This is a genomic window from Desulfosoma sp. (assembly GCA_037481875.1).
GTDB lineage: Bacteria > Desulfobacterota > Syntrophobacteria > Syntrophobacterales > DSM-9756 > Desulfosoma.
This window is the reverse complement of the sequence record JBBFKY010000006.1, coordinates 87,995-104,756: the sequence shown is the minus strand read 5'-3', so window position 1 is coordinate 104,756 and position 16,762 is coordinate 87,995. Positions and strand designations below refer to the sequence as shown.

Annotated in this window: 21 protein-coding genes; 18 read left to right on the top strand and 3 right to left on the bottom strand. The window is 54.2% G+C overall.

The genetic code is table 11. From position 1 onward, the window contains the following. Window positions 1-20: 20 nt before the first annotated feature. The 6 genes from WHS46_09770 to WHS46_09745 all read left to right on the top strand — a co-directional run bounded on the left by WHS46_09770 (window position 21) and on the right by WHS46_09745 (window position 4,721). Window positions 21-476 carry a phosphate-starvation-inducible PsiE family protein gene (locus WHS46_09770; GenBank protein ID MEJ5348961.1) on the top strand — a complete coding sequence of 152 codons (456 nt, stop codon included), beginning with the start codon at window positions 21-23 and terminating at the stop codon, window positions 474-476. 168 nt (window positions 477-644) lie between these two features. After that, complete coding sequence (locus WHS46_09765) at window positions 645-1,028, top strand: hypothetical protein (protein ID MEJ5348960.1); 384 nt, start codon at window positions 645-647, stop codon at window positions 1,026-1,028. Then, complete coding sequence (locus WHS46_09760; protein ID MEJ5348959.1) at window positions 1,025-2,230, top strand: hypothetical protein; 1,206 nt, start codon at window positions 1,025-1,027, stop codon at window positions 2,228-2,230. Before WHS46_09765 ends, WHS46_09760 begins: the two co-directional genes overlap by 4 nt. A gap of 137 nt (window positions 2,231-2,367) precedes the next feature. After that, window positions 2,368-2,823, top strand: coding sequence for a hypothetical protein (locus WHS46_09755; protein ID MEJ5348958.1), 456 nt, complete (start codon window positions 2,368-2,370; stop codon window positions 2,821-2,823). Beyond that, a complete protein-coding gene (locus tag WHS46_09750) occupies window positions 2,801-3,904 on the top strand; it encodes an AAA family ATPase (protein MEJ5348957.1) in 1,104 nt (367 codons plus the stop codon). The genes WHS46_09755 and WHS46_09750 overlap by 23 nt, the downstream gene beginning before the upstream one ends. Window positions 3,905-3,920: 16 nt before the next feature. Beyond that, on the top strand, window positions 3,921-4,721 hold the full coding sequence (locus WHS46_09745) for a hypothetical protein (protein MEJ5348956.1): 801 nt from the start codon (window positions 3,921-3,923) through the stop codon (window positions 4,719-4,721). Window positions 4,722-5,107: 386 nt separating this feature from the next. Here the strand turns inward: WHS46_09745 and WHS46_09740 are convergent, their stop codons facing one another. Then, window positions 5,108-5,527 (bottom strand): secondary thiamine-phosphate synthase enzyme YjbQ, encoded by a 420-nt coding sequence (locus tag WHS46_09740; GenBank protein ID MEJ5348955.1) that lies wholly within the window; start codon window positions 5,525-5,527, stop codon window positions 5,108-5,110. Window positions 5,528-5,891: 364 nt separating this feature from the next. On the opposite strand from WHS46_09740, the gene WHS46_09735 reads away from it, so the two are divergent. From WHS46_09735 to rsmG, 8 genes are all read left to right on the top strand, one after another. After that, window positions 5,892-6,752 carry an SDR family oxidoreductase gene (locus WHS46_09735; protein MEJ5348954.1) on the top strand — a complete coding sequence of 287 codons (861 nt, stop codon included), beginning with the start codon at window positions 5,892-5,894 and terminating at the stop codon, window positions 6,750-6,752. 146 nt (window positions 6,753-6,898) lie between these two features. Further along, a complete protein-coding gene (gene rpmH / locus WHS46_09730; GenBank protein ID MEJ5348953.1) occupies window positions 6,899-7,033 on the top strand; it encodes a 50S ribosomal protein L34 in 135 nt (44 codons plus the stop codon). Between the two features lie 23 nt (window positions 7,034-7,056). Continuing rightward, a complete protein-coding gene (gene rnpA, locus WHS46_09725) occupies window positions 7,057-7,431 on the top strand; it encodes a ribonuclease P protein component (protein ID MEJ5348952.1) in 375 nt (124 codons plus the stop codon). Continuing rightward, window positions 7,428-7,664: a membrane protein insertion efficiency factor YidD gene (gene yidD / locus WHS46_09720; protein ID MEJ5348951.1), complete on the top strand. Its 237-nt coding sequence runs from the start codon at window positions 7,428-7,430 to the stop codon at window positions 7,662-7,664. Before rnpA ends, yidD begins: the two co-directional genes overlap by 4 nt. Before the next feature lie 5 nt (window positions 7,665-7,669). Continuing rightward, the gene (gene yidC / locus WHS46_09715; protein ID MEJ5348950.1) at window positions 7,670-9,346 is read left to right on the top strand and encodes a membrane protein insertase YidC; all 1,677 of its coding nucleotides are present in this window, start codon (window positions 7,670-7,672) and stop codon (window positions 9,344-9,346) included. 65 nt (window positions 9,347-9,411) lie between these two features. Next, window positions 9,412-10,095, top strand: a complete 684-nt coding sequence (jag, locus tag WHS46_09710; protein ID MEJ5348949.1) for an RNA-binding cell elongation regulator Jag/EloR — start codon at window positions 9,412-9,414, stop codon at window positions 10,093-10,095. 22 nt (window positions 10,096-10,117) lie between these two features. Further along, window positions 10,118-11,521 (top strand): tRNA uridine-5-carboxymethylaminomethyl(34) synthesis GTPase MnmE, encoded by a 1,404-nt coding sequence (gene mnmE, locus WHS46_09705; GenBank protein MEJ5348948.1) that lies wholly within the window; start codon window positions 10,118-10,120, stop codon window positions 11,519-11,521. Window positions 11,522-11,541: 20 nt separating this feature from the next. Next, window positions 11,542-12,297, top strand: a complete 756-nt coding sequence (rsmG, locus tag WHS46_09700; protein ID MEJ5348947.1) for a 16S rRNA (guanine(527)-N(7))-methyltransferase RsmG — start codon at window positions 11,542-11,544, stop codon at window positions 12,295-12,297. On the opposite strand, the gene WHS46_09695 is transcribed toward rsmG, so the two are convergent. Then, on the bottom strand, window positions 12,292-13,659 hold the full coding sequence (locus WHS46_09695) for a nicotinate phosphoribosyltransferase (protein MEJ5348946.1): 1,368 nt from the start codon (window positions 13,657-13,659) through the stop codon (window positions 12,292-12,294). The two genes, rsmG and WHS46_09695, sit on opposite strands and share 6 nt — an antisense overlap. A gap of 36 nt (window positions 13,660-13,695) precedes the next feature. Next, window positions 13,696-14,217, bottom strand: a complete 522-nt coding sequence (locus WHS46_09690) for an isochorismatase family cysteine hydrolase (protein MEJ5348945.1) — start codon at window positions 14,215-14,217, stop codon at window positions 13,696-13,698. Window positions 14,218-14,315: 98 nt separating this feature from the next. On the opposite strand from WHS46_09690, the gene WHS46_09685 reads away from it, so the two are divergent. From WHS46_09685 to cobU, 4 genes are read left to right on the top strand one after another with little or no spacing between them, the layout of a single operon-like run. Continuing rightward, window positions 14,316-14,579 carry a hypothetical protein gene (locus WHS46_09685; GenBank protein ID MEJ5348944.1) on the top strand — a complete coding sequence of 88 codons (264 nt, stop codon included), beginning with the start codon at window positions 14,316-14,318 and terminating at the stop codon, window positions 14,577-14,579. Beyond that, window positions 14,576-15,346 (top strand): ParA family protein, encoded by a 771-nt coding sequence (locus WHS46_09680; protein ID MEJ5348943.1) that lies wholly within the window; start codon window positions 14,576-14,578, stop codon window positions 15,344-15,346. The genes WHS46_09685 and WHS46_09680 overlap by 4 nt, the downstream gene beginning before the upstream one ends. Beyond that, entirely contained in the window at window positions 15,339-16,226 is an 888-nt protein-coding gene (locus WHS46_09675) for a ParB/RepB/Spo0J family partition protein (protein MEJ5348942.1), read from the top strand. Before WHS46_09680 ends, WHS46_09675 begins: the two co-directional genes overlap by 8 nt. Next, window positions 16,223-16,753: a bifunctional adenosylcobinamide kinase/adenosylcobinamide-phosphate guanylyltransferase gene (gene cobU, locus WHS46_09670; GenBank protein ID MEJ5348941.1), complete on the top strand. Its 531-nt coding sequence runs from the start codon at window positions 16,223-16,225 to the stop codon at window positions 16,751-16,753. The genes WHS46_09675 and cobU overlap by 4 nt, the downstream gene beginning before the upstream one ends. Window positions 16,754-16,762 lie beyond the last annotated feature (9 nt).

Genomic DNA, 16,762 nt, shown 5'->3' with positions numbered 1-16,762 from the left:
TTTCGTAAGGATAGAGTCCTATGATCAAGGACAAAGAGTACGAGGGCTTATTTGTTAAGCCGGGTGAAGACCGTCTGGTCAGTGTTCTGAACATTGCCATTCGTTTCGGCATACGCGTCCTGTCGGTCTTGATGACCTTGGTCATTTTCTGGGGAATTGCGGACGTCGTATGGGTGATTTATCAGCACGTGATGAGACCTCCGTTTTTAATCCTGAAAATCGAAGACATTTTGGAAACCTTTGGCGCCTTTTTGGCGGTCCTCATTGCCGTTGAAATTTTTCTTAATATCGTCCTCTACTTGAAAGAAGACGTCATTCACGTCAAGCTTGTGGTCGCCACCGCCCTGATGGCCATCGCTCGAAAGGTGATCGTACTGGATTTCGGTAAAGTCGGTCCGGAACACCTTATGGCCACGGGCGTCGTCATTATCGCTCTGGGCATCACGTACTGGCTCATCGCCAAGCAAAGGAATTGACAATAATTCATGTCACTCTCATAGAGACTTCGGTCTGCTTCCTCCCCTTTTTTCCTTTGATGATGGCACCATAACCCGGCATCGGAGTTTCGTTGATGTTGGGTGTTTTGACTTCTCAAAAATCCATGTCAAAATACCAGAAAAATCCCGAAACTTTTGGGGTGCGTCATGAAACTTCATGTGATGGAAGACGAAGACAAGAAAATTCGAAAACTGCCGGTCCCTTTGGTGGTCGAGGTGCTTCCGGGTCAGGCGGCGGAAGGAATCCTGGAAGTCTTTGAACCCGGAACCTATGAAGGCCGAACTCTTCAGGAACTGATCAACGTGGTTCTTTCCCGCGAAGATCTTTCGGTGGAAGAACGGGAAATTCTGGAAGAGATTCTGTTTCACATGGAAAACGGCGTGCTTTTGTGCGGCGGACGACCTGCGGAAGGTGATCCTCTGGAACGGGCGCGAGTCGAAGAAACAGAAGAAGGGGAAAAATACTACTACGTGGCCGTAAGGGCGCTTCGACCTCAAGAAGGAGGGCACCCGGGGGATAGGATCCCATGAAAGCCTGTTCCGTGAAAGGGAAAGGTGAGCGTTTTTTCGAAAGAATCGGCGGTGAGGATTTTTTTGTCTCTCAAGAACATCTGTACCTTGCGTGTCCTTTGGATCCCCAGATCCATGCGGAGCTGAGGGTCCACGAGCCGTGGAATACAGAGGCCCAGGCTTTCGAAAAGAGGGAACCGAAACCAAAAATCGTCTTTCACGAAGGCGTGGCCTATGTGGAGACGGTCTCGTGGAACAGTCTGATCCAACATGCCGAAATTCTCTTTCCACACACGGCTCAGAAGATTCGCAAACAAAGTGTGCGAGATTTTCGAATAAGGCCGAAGTGGCTGGGTCGTCACCCGTGCTTGGAACACGTGGAGATGGTTGTTTTACAGGTGCTGCCTCGGTTTGTGCGGGTGCCTCGAAGCGTCAAGGGTGCGAAAGATCGGCCCGCGGCTTTGGCGGCTTGGTTGGCGAAAAGAGTTTCGCTTCCGATTCGGTATCGACGATGGGCCGAGGAGATGGAACACGAAAAGAAAGGAGTGTCGGCGAAAGGCTTCGATGGGCTTCAAGAGGCTCGGGATGGGGATGGACCTCGAAGGGTTTCAGTGCAAGAACTCAGAGAAGCCGTGGAAGCTGCCTTGACCGGAAGGTATCGGGACTCCGTCTTGAAGGAGGAAAGTCGGCTTCGAGAGAGAATGCAGCACTTTGGCCATTGGCCGACAGAGGCGCGGGCTTTCATGCTTTATGTTTTCACCCGAGGTGCGTTGGAAGTGGATGGATTCGGGTTTTTTCACAGAGCTTTTGATGGAGCCTTGATCGTCTACAAAAGAACGGGCCGTTACGCGCTCATGGACTATTATCATCGGCTCTACCTTTTTCCCGATTGCCGTGTGGCGGTCTCCCCGCTGGACCTTTGGCCGGTTGTGGTGGAAAAGTACAAACATCCCCTTTTGGCACGGCATCAGCCGTGGCAGAGAATATGTCTCGGACATGCACCCCAGGAACGATCATGGACCGCCGCAAACATTTTTCGATCGATCGAAGATGGCCTCAACGCTCTCTATTACGGCTACGACGCCAGAAAAAGGAACGGTTATCACAGCCTGGACCAGCTTTCTGGAAGCGATCGGGAAGTCCACTTTGAGGACCTGAGGATTTCTGCAGACGATACAAGCCGTCTCCTGAAAAACATTCCCGTGACCAACGCCTGGACGTAGAAAGGTTGAGCGTTATTGGAAAAGTTTTTGGTACCCGGCGACAGGGAGAAGGTGGGCTGCAAAGTTCGCCGGCCCATGCGCCAAAAAGCGAAAGTGCTCGAGGTATCGGGCCAAGAACCGCGTGCGAGCCGTTGTGCATGGAACTCAGGGATCGTCTCAGACAAAGAAGAGCGCGCAACCAGAGCGAGGCTGAGTTTGAGCCGGACATTTTCACCCGGGTTGTGGCCATTCTGGATCACTATGGAATGCGCGCCGAGGATTTGGCGTTCCATCGAGAACCTATAGACGGCATCGTGTGCCGGGTTTTGACGCGAGGAGAGATTCGAAAGAAGAAATTGCCCCCTATCCTTTTCGGGTTTGCCCATGCGAAGAGTTTTAGCGCCGTAAAGGATCTTTTGGATCGTCTGGAAAGTCCTTATCTTCGATGGGCGGGATCGCCCGAAGACCTCTTGCTCAGTCGACCCCTTTTCGCCCTTCACTCCCAGTTGCCGGCGCATCTTCTTTCTCGATACAGTTTTGCATTCCTTTATCGGTTTTATGCCGAAAAGCGTCGTGGGAAGGAGGACCTCCGTGGCGGAACCTTTAGCCCCTGAAAGCCGGTGGAAAATACAGGAAAAATTGGATGGTGTGCGGGACCGCAAAACCTATCAGACGGTGGAGCACATTACGGGCTTTGATAAGACGCCGTCGCAGCTGAAAGCGGAAATGGACCGCTATGTCATCGGGCAGGAACGAGGAAAAAAGATCCTGGCGACAGCCATTGCTTACCATTACCGAAGGCTTGGAGCGGCATTGCGGGAAGCGGCCGGTCAGGTTGGAGGAGATGTGGAAAAGGCCCTGCAGCGGGTCAAGACGCCGAAGGCCAATATTCTGATTGTCGGTCCGACCGGCTGTGGCAAGACCTATACCTGTGAAGTGGCTTCCCGGTTGGTGGGTGTCCCTTTTGTGGTGGAAGATCTAACGAAGTTCAGCGAAACCGGGTATGTGGGCCAAAGTGCTTCCGACATTTTAGTCGACCTTTTGGTTTCGGCCGGTGGGCACACTTTAACGGCTCAGACGGGCATGGTGTATTTGGATGAAATCGACAAAATCGCTTCCGAAAAAACCTTGACCAAAGACGTATCCGGCAAAGGGGTTCAGAAGGGGCTTTTGAAGATTCTCGAAGGGATGGAAAACACCATTGAATGGGGACGGGATAGGCTGACGTTGTCCACACGACATGTGCTTTTCATTGCCGGAGGCGCTTTTGAAGGTTTGGAAGACACCGTGCGCCAGCGTATGGAACGTCAAGGACTCAAGGGACTATGGCGGGAATTTCTTCTGCCGGATGATTTGGTCCGCTACGGAATGGAAAGGCAGCTCATGGCCCGATTGCCGGTCCGGGTGGTTTACAATTCGCTGACCACGTCGAATTTGAAAGATATCCTGATCAAAAGCGAGGATAGCCCTCTGCAGGCTTTTGTGAAGGACTTTGAAGCTTGGGGAATTCGGCTGCGTCTCACGGAGGAGGCGGTTCTGGAAGTGGCGCGGCGTGCCGAGCAAGAAGGGGTCGGAGCGCGTGGACTGACAAGTATCCTGCATCGCGTGCTTTTGGACCCGATGTTTTCCTTGCCGGGGACCCATACGGGCGACTACGAAGTCAATGCCATGCAGGTGAAGGCGGCTTTGGGTTGAGGAAGGTGATTGTCGAATGCGTCTAAAGAAGCTTTCAGATCTCAAGAGGCCCAGTGTGCTGGAAGTTGCCCTGGGGGAGCTTCCGGCAAGCGTGCGCATGACCGGGTTCGCTCATGCCAAAGCCTTCGCTATTTCCTCGATGGTTCGAGAACTGTACGGGGAAAGTTACGAGTGGTACGGGTTGACTTTAGGTGACGAAAGGAGACCGGAGATCATCACGGATATCGGGCTTCCTCGAAACGCCCGCAATCTTCGCCAGTACACCCAATTGGAGACGGCGGATCTGTTGGCGTTTCAAGAAGAAGTTCCGGCGGGGAGGGTGATCAACGGTTGGATTCATTCCCACGGGGACCTGCAGGTGCATGATTTTTCTCCCGTGGACGAAGTGAATCATCGAACGGTCCTGGAATATGTGGCTTCAAGGTTGCGGTGTCCGGTGGCAAAAAAGGAGATCCGTATCGAAGGCTTGACGGTCCTTCAAGAAAACAGCTGGAGTCCCGAACAGATGAAGGAAGGCAGCGTGACGGTGCTGACCGACGGGCCTCTAGGGAGGGTGCGTCTTCTGGAGACGGTTTACGGGTCCTTTTGTTTTGCTTTGGTCATTGGAGATGCCGGATGGATGCAATCGCGCCTTTTAACCAAAAGGCGCGGGATTTTGACCGGAATTGCAGTTTATGAAGATAGAGACGTGCCTTTTGTTGTGGAAGAGCCCCGTGAAGGGCTCACCGAGGCGCAAAGGGAAAGCTTAAAGGAGGAGATTCAGAGAAAAATTCGCCCGCCGGGATCGGATCCTCCCGAGCTGATCGAGCGGCTCTAGAAGGTGGAGCGAAAAGCGGAGAGACCGTTGCATCGAATGCTGTTTTGCACGGGCGAGGCGACACCTCGGCTCTACAACCCAGAAACGTGGCTGTTTCCCGACGGCGTGGACCCGCCCGGTGAAATTGTGGGTCAGCGGCCCTGACTTCCAGGGAATGAGCGGCATTCAGGTCCGCAAGGATGAGACGTGCCTTCCCCTAGGAAGCCCGAAAGCTTTTTTTCTGGGACTATGGGCCTCTAGCCCGATCATGATACAGGTGTGACGCTCTCACTCTCAGAGAAGCAATGATTTTCGAACAGGGGAGAGAGCCAAAGGAAACCACGGGAAGTCGGGTTCTCGCTCCGGCTGGAGGAAGGCTTTTGGGTGAAGCCTTTTTTGATAGGAAGCTAATCCCCGATGATTTTGATAAGCACGCGTTTTCGACGCCTTCCATCAAATTCGCCGTAAAAGATCTGTTCCCAAGGTCCGAGATCGAGACGCCCGTCGGTGATGGCCACCACCACTTCTCGACCCATGATCTGGCGTTTCAGATGGGCATCCCCGTTGTCTTCACCGGTGCGATTATGCCGGTAGCGGCTGATGGGTTCATGGGGGGCGAGTTTCTCCAGCCACTCCTCGTAATCCTGATGCAGGCCTGGTTCGTCATCGTTGATAAAAACGGAGGCGGTAATATGCATGGCGTTGACAAGGACCAAGCCTTCGCGAACACCGCTTGCACGAACGGCGGCTTGCACGTCGGATGTGATGTTCACAAACCCTCTTCGGGTGGGCAGATGCATCCAGAGCTCTTGACGATGGCTTTTCATGACCAAGTTCTTCTCCTTGAAAACAGTTTCCGGAATTGGACCAGCCTGGCTCTTCCAGAGGAAAATACCACGAGGTTTCAGGCGGGGAAAGGGATAGGCGCATGGGGACCTCCCATGTTCCACGTGGAACATGCCAATGTCCTCTGCGATGAGAGGAACCCTTCGCAGCCGCAGGTCATGGCCCACCATCCTGGCCCTCCCCTGCGAAAAAACCATCCGAAGTCCAGCAAAGAGGCTCCCGCCGCATTTGGTTCCGCCGGGGATACGACCGCCAGGCAGGTCCCCAACACAGCAGCCGGCAAGAAATGGTCGATGAAGAAAGTTCAAGCGTCATTCAAAACCCTGATGCAAGGATCTCAGTGCCATGACGAAGAGTTCGGCCATGCATGAGATGATAATTCCCCAAGAAGCTCGGCTGGATGGCCAGGTGGCGGTTCTTTCAGGAGCGGGCCGGGGCATTGGACGGGCTGCAGCGCTTCGATTGGCCCAAGTCGGTGCACGAACCGTTCTTCTTGCCCGCACGCCAAGTCAGATTCAGGAGGCCTGCGAGGCACTGCGCGCTCAGGGATGGAAGGCGGACGCTTTTGCCTGTGATGTGTCGCGCTGGCCAGACGTGCACGAACTAGCTGAAAAAGTTATGGCCCTCGTGGGTCCGCCTCATATTGTCGCCGCCAATGCGGGCGTCATTGATCCCGTGGGGGACACCTGGACCCTGGACCCCGAGGAATGGGCTCAAAACCTCGCTGTCAACCTTACAGGAGCCTTTCACTTGGTTCGAGCCTTTCTGCCGGCCATGATGGATGCGGGTCGAGGCGTGTTCATTTTCACTTCCAGTGGGGCCGCCACCCATGCGGTCGGGGGCTGGAGCGCCTATTGCGCCGCCAAAGCCGGATTGGACCTCTTCGCCAAGACCCTTGCGGAAGAAACGCGCAGAATCAACCCGGACCTTCGAATCCACCTATTGTACCCGGGCATTGTGGACACCGCCATGCAGGAGAGGATCCGTCAAATTCCATCCAACCGCTTTCCAGAGGTGGAACGTTTTCAGACCTACAAACGAGAGGGTCTTCTTCGACCCCCCGAAGAACCGGCGGCGCTGATTTGGTGGTTGGCCACTCCGTTTGCCAAGGATTATCATGGTCGCGTTGCGTCCCTGGATGATCCCATGATTCGTCAGCGTCTCGCCTTGGATCTAGGCCTTCCCATGTTCAAGGCTCGATCTTGACGGGGTGCTTGACAAGAAATCAGCCTATTGACTATAAGCAACAATTCGCGTCCAGAGCGCGTCTCGGCAAAATTCCCGAAACGTGACGGTTCCATGAGGACCGTCTTCGGGTCAACCCATAAGAGTGAAAAGGGAAGGAAAGGCTCATGAAACGGACATTTCAACCGCACAATCTGCGCCGAAAACGCACCCATGGATTTCTCGTTCGCATGGCCACCAAGTCGGGTCGAGCCGTGATCAATCGAAGACGGGCCAAGGGACGGAAGCGCCTGTCCGTGTAATGCGTGGAGAACACGGGGCGGCCGTGCCGACCACCAGACGATGTCGCCCATATTCCTTTCGTCCCGAGGAACGCCTGAAAAAGTCCTGGGAATTTCAAAGGGTACGCAAGGAAGGTCGGCGCCTTTCGTGCGGTTCTTTTATCCTCAACCTAGCCCCAAACGGCTTGCCTCACCATCGCCTGGGGCTTGTGGTGCAGAAGAGGTATTGGAAAGCCGCCATGAGGAATCGCATCAAAAGGCGGCTTCGTGAATGGTTTCGGTATGCCAAGCACACCTTGCCGTCACCCTCTTTGGATATTGTGATTGTGGCCCGTCCCGGAGCCGAAAATGTAACTTCAGCGCGCATGGCCGACCTTTTTCGGGAATGCTTGCAAAAAGGCGGTCGACGAATGGCATGATGAAACGCCTGGTCTTGTATGCTCTAAGGTTTTACCAAGTGTGCATCTCACCCTTCCTTGGAGCCCACTGTCGATTTTATCCGTCCTGTTCCGCTTACATGTATCAGGCTGTTGATCGGCATGGCATTGCGGCCGGATTGTTGCTTGGGGTTCGAAGACTTTTCAAGTGTCACCCCTGGCATCCCGGCGGCTTTGATCCCGTGCCGCACACTTTATGGAAGTCTACGGAGTAAACTGCATGGAAAAAAGAGCCCTTTTGGCGTTTGCCCTCTCTATGGCCGTTTTGTTCCTGTGGGAGATGTTTCTATCTCCAAAGCCGGATCGCAAATCCGAGCCGCCTGTTTCCCAAACCGCGACCCAAACCCAGACACAAACCCCTTCGGCGGCTTCAGGTCCTTTTTCCGGTTCCAAAACATCCGCGGATGTGGATTTGAAAAATCTTCCTCAACAGCACACGCCATCCGCTGTGACTTCGGCCAAAACCTGGGTGGTGGACACTCCCCTTTACACGGCTCGCCTTTCGGCGGCAGGGGGACGCATCGAGAGCTTCACGTTAAAGAGGCACCGGCAGCACGTGAACCCTTCATCTCCCCTCATGGATCTCATTCCGTCCAAGGGCTCGGGCTATTATCCCTTGGCGCTGGATTTGCTCCAAAACAGCCGATGGCCTTTGGCCACCATGACTTATGAAAGCGACACTCCGACGGAAATTCGGCTCAGCTCCGGGGATGCTGAAAAAACGGTGGTTTTTTCCGCTGAAATTCCGGGCTCTCTTCGTGTCCAAAAAGTCATGCGCTTTTCGCCGGACACCTACATCGTGGGTGTGGATGCGACCATTGAAAACATTTCGGAAAAGCCCATCACGGACCAGCTGGGCCTCAGTTCCTACGCCATGCCTTTTGAAGGGCTGGAATCATCCTACAATCAGTCCCATATCACCGTGTTCAAGAATGGTTCCCTGGACCATTTCGACCAAAAGGCCCTAAAAAAGGACATCCCCATTCTCAAACCGCCCATGCATTGGGTCGGTTTTGAAAACAATTACTTCATTCAGGCGCTGCTTCCCGGTGCCGAACAGAACTTTCAAGTGGCCGCAAGGCTTTTGGATCCCAATTCCGGCTTGGTGCAGCTCGTCTATTTGACCGATCCGTTCACGTTGGCGCCAGGAGCGGCTTTGACTGTTTCCAATCGATACTATTGGGGCCCAAAGGAACAGGAAGCCCTGAAGCGGGCTGACATTCGTTTGGAACGGGCTTTGGATTTCGGCTGGTTCAGCTTTTTGGCCAAGCCATTGCTCGTCTTTTTAAGGTGGTTGTACCAATACACTCACAATTACGGCGTGGCCATCATCATTCTGACCGTGATCATCAAGATCCTCTTCTGGCCTCTCACGCACAAAAGCTTCAAATCCATGCAGGTCATGAAGAAGATTCAGCCCAAGATGGCTCAAATTCGAGAAAAGTACAAAGACGATCGAGAAAAGCTTAATCAAGAACTCATGATGCTGTACCGCACCTACAAGGTTAATCCACTGGGCGGCTGCCTTCCCATGGTGTTGCAGATTCCGGTGTTTTTCGCTCTTTACCGAATGCTCTACGGGGCCATCGAGTTACGCCATCAGCCTTTCTGGCTTTGGATCAACGATCTGACCGCCCCGGACAGGCTTTTCATCGGCTTTGATCTGCCTTACCTAGGAGGGCTTCCTGTGCTGACCCTGCTCATGGGAGCGAGCATGTTCATTCAGCAGAAGATGACGCCTTCCGCGGGGGATCCCCGACAGGAAAAACTCATGCTCATGATGCCCGTGATTTTTACTGTATTCTTTGTCAACTTTCCGTCGGGACTCGTGCTATATTGGTTTGTGAACAATGTTCTGTCCATCGTGCAGCAGTACTGGATCAACCGTCAGGCTTAACCAGGCGCCTCTCCGCTTCAAATTGGCGATCGCGCGTGCGCTTCGGACGACAAACGGAGGAGAGTATGCCAACGCAGGAATTTGAAGGGAAAACCCTCGACGACGCCATTCGATCGGCCTGCGAGGCGTTCCAGCTGCCTCAAGAAAAGTTGGACATCGAAGTCTTGTCCAAAGGCTCTTCAGGCATTTTCGGCATTGTCGGGGCCCGCAAGGCGCGCATTCGCGCCACCCCCAAGGAGACGCCTCTCGGCAAGGCGTGTGACCGGGCCAAGGAAGTGCTCACGGAAATTCTCAAATATGTGGACGTCCCCACGGTCGTGGAAAGCGAAGTGCGGGAAGAGAGCGTCTATCTGAACATCGTGAGCAACGGGTCCGGATTGCTCATCGGCAAGCGGGGCAAAACCTTGAACGCTTTGCAGTATGTGGTGAGCAAGATCGTCAGCCGAGAGGTGGGCGACAATGTGCCCGTCATCGTGGATACGGAAAACTACCGCTCCAAACGGGAAAGCAACCTCACGGAAATGGCTCTGCAGCTCAGCGAGCGGGTCAAGAAATCCAGACGTCCGGTGACGACGGGTCCCATGAACGCCCAAGACCGGCGCATCATCCACATGGCCCTGAAGGAAGACCAGGGCGTTCGTACCAAGAGCAAAGGCGAAGGCAACCTGCGCCGGGTGGTCATCTATCCGGCCAAGAAAACGAAAAACATTCCAGACTCCATGACCGAAGCGAAATCCAACGCACAGTGAGCGGAGGCTGCATCCGCGCACGATGGACATTGCCTGCCGATCCGAGACAATCTGCGCTATCGCGACTCCCATCGGCATCGGGGGCATCGGGATCATCAAGATCAGTGGACCCGATGCCCTCCCCTTACTTCAAAGAATTTTCCGGCCCGCCCGTACCTCTTCAAAGCCTCCTGCATCCCATAAACTGATCTACGGCTGGATCATTGATCCAGAGACCGATACCCCAGTGGATGAAGTCCTGGCCAGTTATATGGCGGGCCCTCGATCCTACACAGGGGAAGATGTGGTGGAGATCAACTGCCACAGCGGCTACGCGGTCCTGAACCGTATCCTTGAGCTGGTCATGGCGCATGGGGCCCGACTGGCCCGTCCTGGGGAATTTACGCTTCGAGCCTTCTATCACGGGCGCTTGGATCTTTCCCAGGCCGAAGCCGTCGTCGATGTGATCCATGCACGATCCGAAAAGGCTCTGGAGGCTGCTCAAAAACAGTTGCGCAAGGGATTTGGGGAACAGGTGGCTCGCTGGCGGGAAGAATTGCTGGAACTGGAAGCACGGTTGGAAGCCCTGATGGATTTTCCTGAAGAGCTGGAAACCGAAGACGGCTCGGAGCTGGAACCTCTGGCTGACCGACTGGAACACAGTTGTCTTCCTGCATTGCGAAGCATTTTGGATCATTATGAAGAATCCAGGGTGTTGCGAGAAGGGCTGTCCATCGTTTTGGTAGGCAAGCCCAACGTGGGTAAATCCTCCTTGTTAAATGCCTTGGTGGGCCAGGATCGAGCCATTGTCACCCCCATTGCCGGAACGACGCGCGATGTTATCGAGGATGGTTTCCTGGTCGGAGGGCTTTGGGTGCGGGTTCTGGATACAGCGGGCATTCGGGAAAAACCGGATATGATCGAATCTCTTGGCATTGAACGAACCTTGCGTTCTGTGGAAGAGGCGGATCTGGTGGTTTGGATCGTGGACCAAAGCCGACCCTTGGATGCCGACGATGATCGTATCGAAATAAAGACTCGCCATAAGAGAAGACTGGTGGTGCTGAACAAAAGGGACTGCCCAAGAGTCACCTCCGAGGAGGACTTAAGGGTCCGCTACGGCCTTGAAGATTCGATCTTTCACCTGTGCGCGCACTATCCTGAGGATCTGCAGCGGTTCAAAAATTTTGTGGAAACGGACGTGCTTCGAGACGTACTTTTGGGAGCCGAATCCACGTTCGCCGTCAATGTGAGACAAAAAGAATGCCTGGAACGTGCCGCCCTGGCTTTGGGTCGGGCTATTGAAGCGGCGCGCCGCCAGGGACTCCCCGAACTGGTCTCGGAGGATCTGCGAACGGCTCGAAACGCCTTGGAAGAGATTTTGGGCATTCAAGTAGACGACGCCGTTTTGGAGCGTATCTTTTCACGATTTTGCATCGGCAAGTAAACTTCTTGATTTGAAGAAAAGTGAAGGAAGCCAAAGACACAAGGTGTCGAGAAACATTAAAAAGCCTTGCTCTAGCCTACGGACTGGATGTGACGGATAGCCAGGCGGCCCTGTGCTGCCGTCATTTGGAACTTCTGGAATTCTGGAACCGACGTGTGAACCTGACACGCCTCACAGGGTTAGAGGCCGTGGTGAAGCACGTTCTGGACAGCCTGATTCCACGACCTTGGCTGACGCTCAGCGGGTTGGTGCTCGATGTGGGAAGCGGCGCAGGTTTTCCGGGGATTCCGCTTGCTGTCACCAACCCCCGCCTTCATGTGTATCTGCTGGATTCGGACAGAAAAAAAACCAGTTTTCTAAAGGTTTGCGTCGCCGAATTGGGCCTGAAAAATGTAACCGTCATTCAAGGCCGCGTTGAACATGCGCCGTGGATTCCGGGCGGTTTTCATGGGCCAAGCGCTCATGACTTATCGATACCCGCGGACGAAGAGCTCAGGAGATTTGACCTGATAACCGTTCGCGCTGTTCGCATGGATGAAGCCCTCTTGCACTGTCTGGGCGGATTCCTCAAGATGGAAGGCATGGTGGCTTATTGGGCCGGAAAGACACCCTCCGCCGAGGTGTCTCAAAACCTAGGGCTCAAAGCTGGATTCAAAGAAAACACGGCGGACAGAAAGGCACGCCTGGTTTTGAAACGCCTTCCGGATATGAAATACCTGCTTCCAGGTCTGGAAGAGCCCAGACGTCTCCTGCGCTGGAGGCTTCAAGAATCATGATTGAATTTCTTGAACCACGCGCGTTCGACTGACCCGCTCCTGTAAGGCTTGAAGCGGTTCGCTGGGACGCACAGGGTAATGTTTTTCCGGCTTCAAAGCCTTGTACTCTTCCGGGAGTCTTTCCCAATCAGCCTGAAACCGAGTCCGTATTTCCCTAAGGGATTCCTCCGAAGCGGTACGTCGACCTTGGACCACCACCGGTAAAAGAAGAGCCTCGGCACCGGGGTGATTTTCCTGCTTGAGCCCAAGCACATCGTGTTCCATGAATCCTGAAGGGGTATAGGAACGAAACACTTGTTTTTCGCCCACCCAGGTTCTCTTAGCCGGGCTCAGCTTCAGCACCGGACGGCCGTCGTATTCCACCAGTTTGTAAGCCATGTCCAGATAAGGAGCATCTGCGGAGACTCCCAGCCGTGTGCCGATTCCAAAAAGGTCAATGTGGGCTCCAGATTGGAGCAGCTCTTCCACACGGTATTCATCCAAATTGCCGCTGGCCATCACCGCCACGTCCGGAAAGCCGTGCCGGCAAAATAGCTCATGGACCTGGGAGCTCAACCTTTGAAGGTCGCCACTATCGAGCCGTACGCCGCGCAATTTCTTACCTTGAGCCTTTAATTCCTGGGCGATGACAATAGCCTTTTCAGCAGCCCTCAACGTATCGTACGTGTCCAAAAGGAGAACCGTGTTGTCAGGAAAAGCGGCGGCGTAGGCTCGAAAGGCGTCCATTTCATGCAAAAAACTGGTGATGTAGGAATGAGCCATGGTACCAAACACAGGTATTCCATACATTTGGCCCGCAAGGACGTTGCTGGTCCCAATAAAGCCTGTGATGTAGCTGGATCGAGCCGTCTTTAGAGCTGCGTCCACACCGTGCGTGCGGCGTGGAGAAAAATCAATGAGAGGTCTTCCGCGAGCGGCATGCACGCAGCGGGAAGCCTTGGTGGCCACCAAGATTTCCAGATGCATGGTGTTGATAATGACGGTTTCCAGAAGCTGTCCTTCGATAATGGGTGCTGTGACCTCCAGAATCGGTTCATTGGGAAAAAAGATCCGTCCTTCCGGAATGGCGCGCACAGTTCCCGTGAAACGTACGGTTTTCAGATAGTCCAGAAAGCCTTCGGGAAAGCGGCCTAGGGAACGCAGGTAATCTATGGAGCTTGCATCGAAGTGAAAGTCTTCGATGACCTCCAGAATACTTTGCAAACCCGCAGAAACAAAATAGGCGCGATGAGGCGGAAGGTCGCGAATGAAAAGACTGAAAGCGGCCTGTCCATTCATGCCTTCCTTCCAATAACTTGCCGCCATGGTGAACTGGTAGAGGTCGGTGAGCAGTTCCGGTCGATAACCGTGCCATAGCGCCATGGCCCGAGCCCTCCTTGGCTAGCTGTAGGCGAATGTTCAGCGAACGGCCGCGCCGTAGACGCGCTCCATCCGTTTGAGGGCAAATGCATGAAATTCCGGGTCAAAATCAGCGACGGCATGGGAGGGGACGACGACCTTGTAATTGCGGTTACGCAGGTCTCCCACCGTGTCCATGACACAAATGGAGGTGCACACACCCACCACCCAAACCTCTTCTGGATCATATTCTTTAAGAACTCGTTCCAGATCGGTGCCGAAAAAGGCGCTGTAACGCGTCTTTTCCAGCGTTATAGCTTCTCGAGGGATTGGTAGTTCCGGAATCACGGCGCCGCCCCAAGTCCCGCGCACGGCATGAGGTGGGAACATCTGGAATTCGGGATCATCTTCGGTGTGGGCGTCCTTGACCATAACAACCAGGTGACCGTCCCTGACAAATTCTTCCATGAGCTGCCTGACGGCGGGGATGATGGCCCTGGCTGCTTCTCCGCAATAAAGGACCCCCTGAGGATCCACAAAATCGTTGAGCATATCGATGACCAAAAGAGCTTTGCGTGCCATGACAGCACCTCCCTGGAGAAAAGACTGGGAAAAACATTGTATCATAAACTTTCCTGAGTATATTAAGCATTCTTTGCCATCAACGGTAAGGATCTGGCATGAGGTTGGAGCGGATCGAAGTGACCACGCGGAATCATTATAGCGGCGCTCAGGAGCCCATGGAACTGAAGTGGCGCGGACGGCGTTACCGCGTGGTTGCCGTAGAAGATCGTTGGTACGAAGGATATATGGCTTCTCATCGAGTGCCCATGCGCTATTATCGTGTTTTGGTGGATACGGGGGAAAGGTTTCTGGTGCGCTACCACGAACTTTTTGACGCTTGGAGCCTGGTGGTTCCGCAAGGTGAGGGAGCCGCGCCATGACGCTGATCATGGCCATTGCCAATCAGAAAGGAGGTGTGGGAAAGACCACCACGGCCATCAATCTGGGTGCGGCCTTGGCGGCCAAGGGACGTCGTGTGCTCCTTGTGGATTGCGATGCTCAGGGCAACGCTTCCAGCGGATTGGGGGTTCGTGTCTCCAACGCCGACGACACCCTCTACGGGTTCTTGCGCCGCGATATGGCACCTGCCCTGCGTCAACCCGTGGAAGGTCTCTCCCTTTGGCTACTTCCTGCCAATCCCACGCTGGCGGCTGCGGAATGGGAATTGGCCACGCAGGGAGGCGGTGAGACGCTTCTGGCATCCAAAATGGATGGGTTTCGGCGGGACTATGACATGATCCTGTTGGATTGTCCTCCATCCTTGGGGCTTCTGACCGTTAACAGTCTCTGTGCCGCCCAGAGTGTTCTGATTCCCCTTCAGTGTGAATATTTTGCCATGGAAGGGCTTACCTTGTTGCTGGAAACCATTCGCAAAATCAAGATGCGATGGAATCCGGACCTGCGGCTTCGAGGCATTCTGTTGACCATGTTTGATCGGCGTAACAACTTGTGCCATCAAGTGGCCATGGAAGTTCGACGTCACCTGGGAAGACGAGTGCTCAAGACATTGATTCCACGCAATGTCCGTTTAAGTGAGTGCCCAAGTCATGGGCTGCCCGTGACGATCTATGACAAGAACTCCGCTGGGGCTCGAGCCTACATGGCCCTGGCTGACGAATTGCTGGAAACGGAACGAAACGGTGGCTGAAAAGAAAAAAGGGCTGGGTCGAGGACTTCAAGATTTACTGCCTTCCACCGATTGGTTGAAGAGTGAGGAGGTGCAGGTCTTTTACTGTTCTGTGGACCGTCTGAGCCCCAATCCATTTCAGCCTCGACAAAAGGTGGAGGATGAGAGTTTTCGAGAATTGGTCGACTCTGTTCGAGAAAACGGTATCCTTCAGCCTATTTTGGTGACCCGCGGTCCGGAACAAGGAACCTACACCATTCTTGCCGGGGAAAGGCGTTGGCAGGCGGCCCGTGCGGCCGGCCTCACCGAAGTGCCTGTGGTCGTTCGAGAAGCGACACCTCGACAAGCCCTTGAACTGGCTCTCGTGGAAAACCTTCAACGACAGGATCTCAATTGTATCGAGCAGGCGGCGGCCTATCGACGACTTCACGACGAGTTCGGTTTAACCCAAGCTGAAATCGCCCAGCGTGTGGGCAAGGATCGATCCACCGTTGCCAACATCATGCGTTTGACCCAACTGCCCCTTGAAGTCCAACAAGATCTTTTGGACGGTCGCTTAACCATGGGGCATGCTCGAGCCCTTTTAGCTTTGCCCGACGAGGAGGCTCGCTTATCCATGCGAGAGATCATCTTGCGTGGAGACCTTTCCGTGCGCCAGACGGAAAAACGGATCAACCTTCTTCTCAATGCTAAAAAACCTGCCGAGACCGTGCCCTCAAAATCTCGCTGGCAGGAAATGGAACAACGCCTGCGTAGGCATCTGGATTTGCCCGTTACGGTAAGAAGGCGAGGTGATGGAGGGACGGTGACCATTGCCTACCGAGATTCCCAGCAACTTCAAAAACTTTTGCAGCAGTTGGGTTTGTCCGAGCTGGGCGTCGAGGATGATGCGGGCTCATGAAACGGCCTGACACCCCTCATCTCATCCTGGGTGGAGCGAGAAGCGGCAAGAGCACGTATGCTGAATCACTGGTGCAGGCCTTGACCCCACCTTATCGCTACGTGGCCACAGCGCAAATCCTGGATGATGAAATGGCCAAGCGGGTGCAGGAACACCAAAGCCGACGCGGGCCTTCGTGGCGGACCATTGAATGTCCTGTTCATCTTTCGGAAATTCTCCAGAAACTGGATACTGAGCCCGCTCCAATTCTGGTGGATTGTCTTACTTTATGGTATTCGAACCTTCTCCTTTCCTTGAGAGATCAAGAGGCCAAAGCCCACGTGATTTTTTTGTGTGAGGTGCTTCATTCGGCCCGTTCCCCCGTGTTTCTGGTTGCCAACGAAGTGGGTTGCGGTATCGTGCCGGCCAATGCCCTGGCTCGATCCTATCGGGATTTGGCCGGCTGGGCCAATCAGAGAATTGCCGAAGTTTGTCGATCGGTCACCTATGTCATTGCCGGCATTCCTATCCTCCTGAAACCCCGGTAGGGAGCCGAC

Bases quoted from the DNA above. Each gene is read 5' to 3' on its own strand.
- jag (MEJ5348949.1), top strand. From the start codon at position 9,412: ATGCCAACGCAGGAATTTGAAGGGAAAACCCTCGACGACGCCATTCGA.
- WHS46_09695 (MEJ5348946.1), bottom strand. From the start codon at position 13,659: ATGGCGCTATGGCACGGTTATCGACCGGAACTGCTCACCGACCTCTAC.
- WHS46_09755 (MEJ5348958.1), top strand. From the start codon at position 2,368: ATGGAACTCAGGGATCGTCTCAGACAAAGAAGAGCGCGCAACCAGAGC.
- mnmE (MEJ5348948.1), top strand. From the start codon at position 10,118: ATGGACATTGCCTGCCGATCCGAGACAATCTGCGCTATCGCGACTCCC.
- cobU (MEJ5348941.1), top strand. From the start codon at position 16,223: ATGAAACGGCCTGACACCCCTCATCTCATCCTGGGTGGAGCGAGAAGC.
- yidC (MEJ5348950.1), top strand. From the start codon at position 7,670: ATGGAAAAAAGAGCCCTTTTGGCGTTTGCCCTCTCTATGGCCGTTTTG.
- WHS46_09770 (MEJ5348961.1), top strand. From the start codon at position 21: ATGATCAAGGACAAAGAGTACGAGGGCTTATTTGTTAAGCCGGGTGAA.
- WHS46_09740 (MEJ5348955.1), bottom strand. From the start codon at position 5,527: ATGAAAAGCCATCGTCAAGAGCTCTGGATGCATCTGCCCACCCGAAGA.
- WHS46_09735 (MEJ5348954.1), top strand. From the start codon at position 5,892: ATGACGAAGAGTTCGGCCATGCATGAGATGATAATTCCCCAAGAAGCT.
- WHS46_09690 (MEJ5348945.1), bottom strand. From the start codon at position 14,217: ATGGCACGCAAAGCTCTTTTGGTCATCGATATGCTCAACGATTTTGTG.
- WHS46_09760 (MEJ5348959.1), top strand. From the start codon at position 1,025: ATGAAAGCCTGTTCCGTGAAAGGGAAAGGTGAGCGTTTTTTCGAAAGA.
- WHS46_09765 (MEJ5348960.1), top strand. From the start codon at position 645: ATGAAACTTCATGTGATGGAAGACGAAGACAAGAAAATTCGAAAACTG.
- rpmH (MEJ5348953.1), top strand. From the start codon at position 6,899: ATGAAACGGACATTTCAACCGCACAATCTGCGCCGAAAACGCACCCAT.
- WHS46_09745 (MEJ5348956.1), top strand. From the start codon at position 3,921: ATGCGTCTAAAGAAGCTTTCAGATCTCAAGAGGCCCAGTGTGCTGGAA.
- WHS46_09685 (MEJ5348944.1), top strand. From the start codon at position 14,316: ATGAGGTTGGAGCGGATCGAAGTGACCACGCGGAATCATTATAGCGGC.
- WHS46_09680 (MEJ5348943.1), top strand. From the start codon at position 14,576: ATGACGCTGATCATGGCCATTGCCAATCAGAAAGGAGGTGTGGGAAAG.
- yidD (MEJ5348951.1), top strand. From the start codon at position 7,428: ATGATGAAACGCCTGGTCTTGTATGCTCTAAGGTTTTACCAAGTGTGC.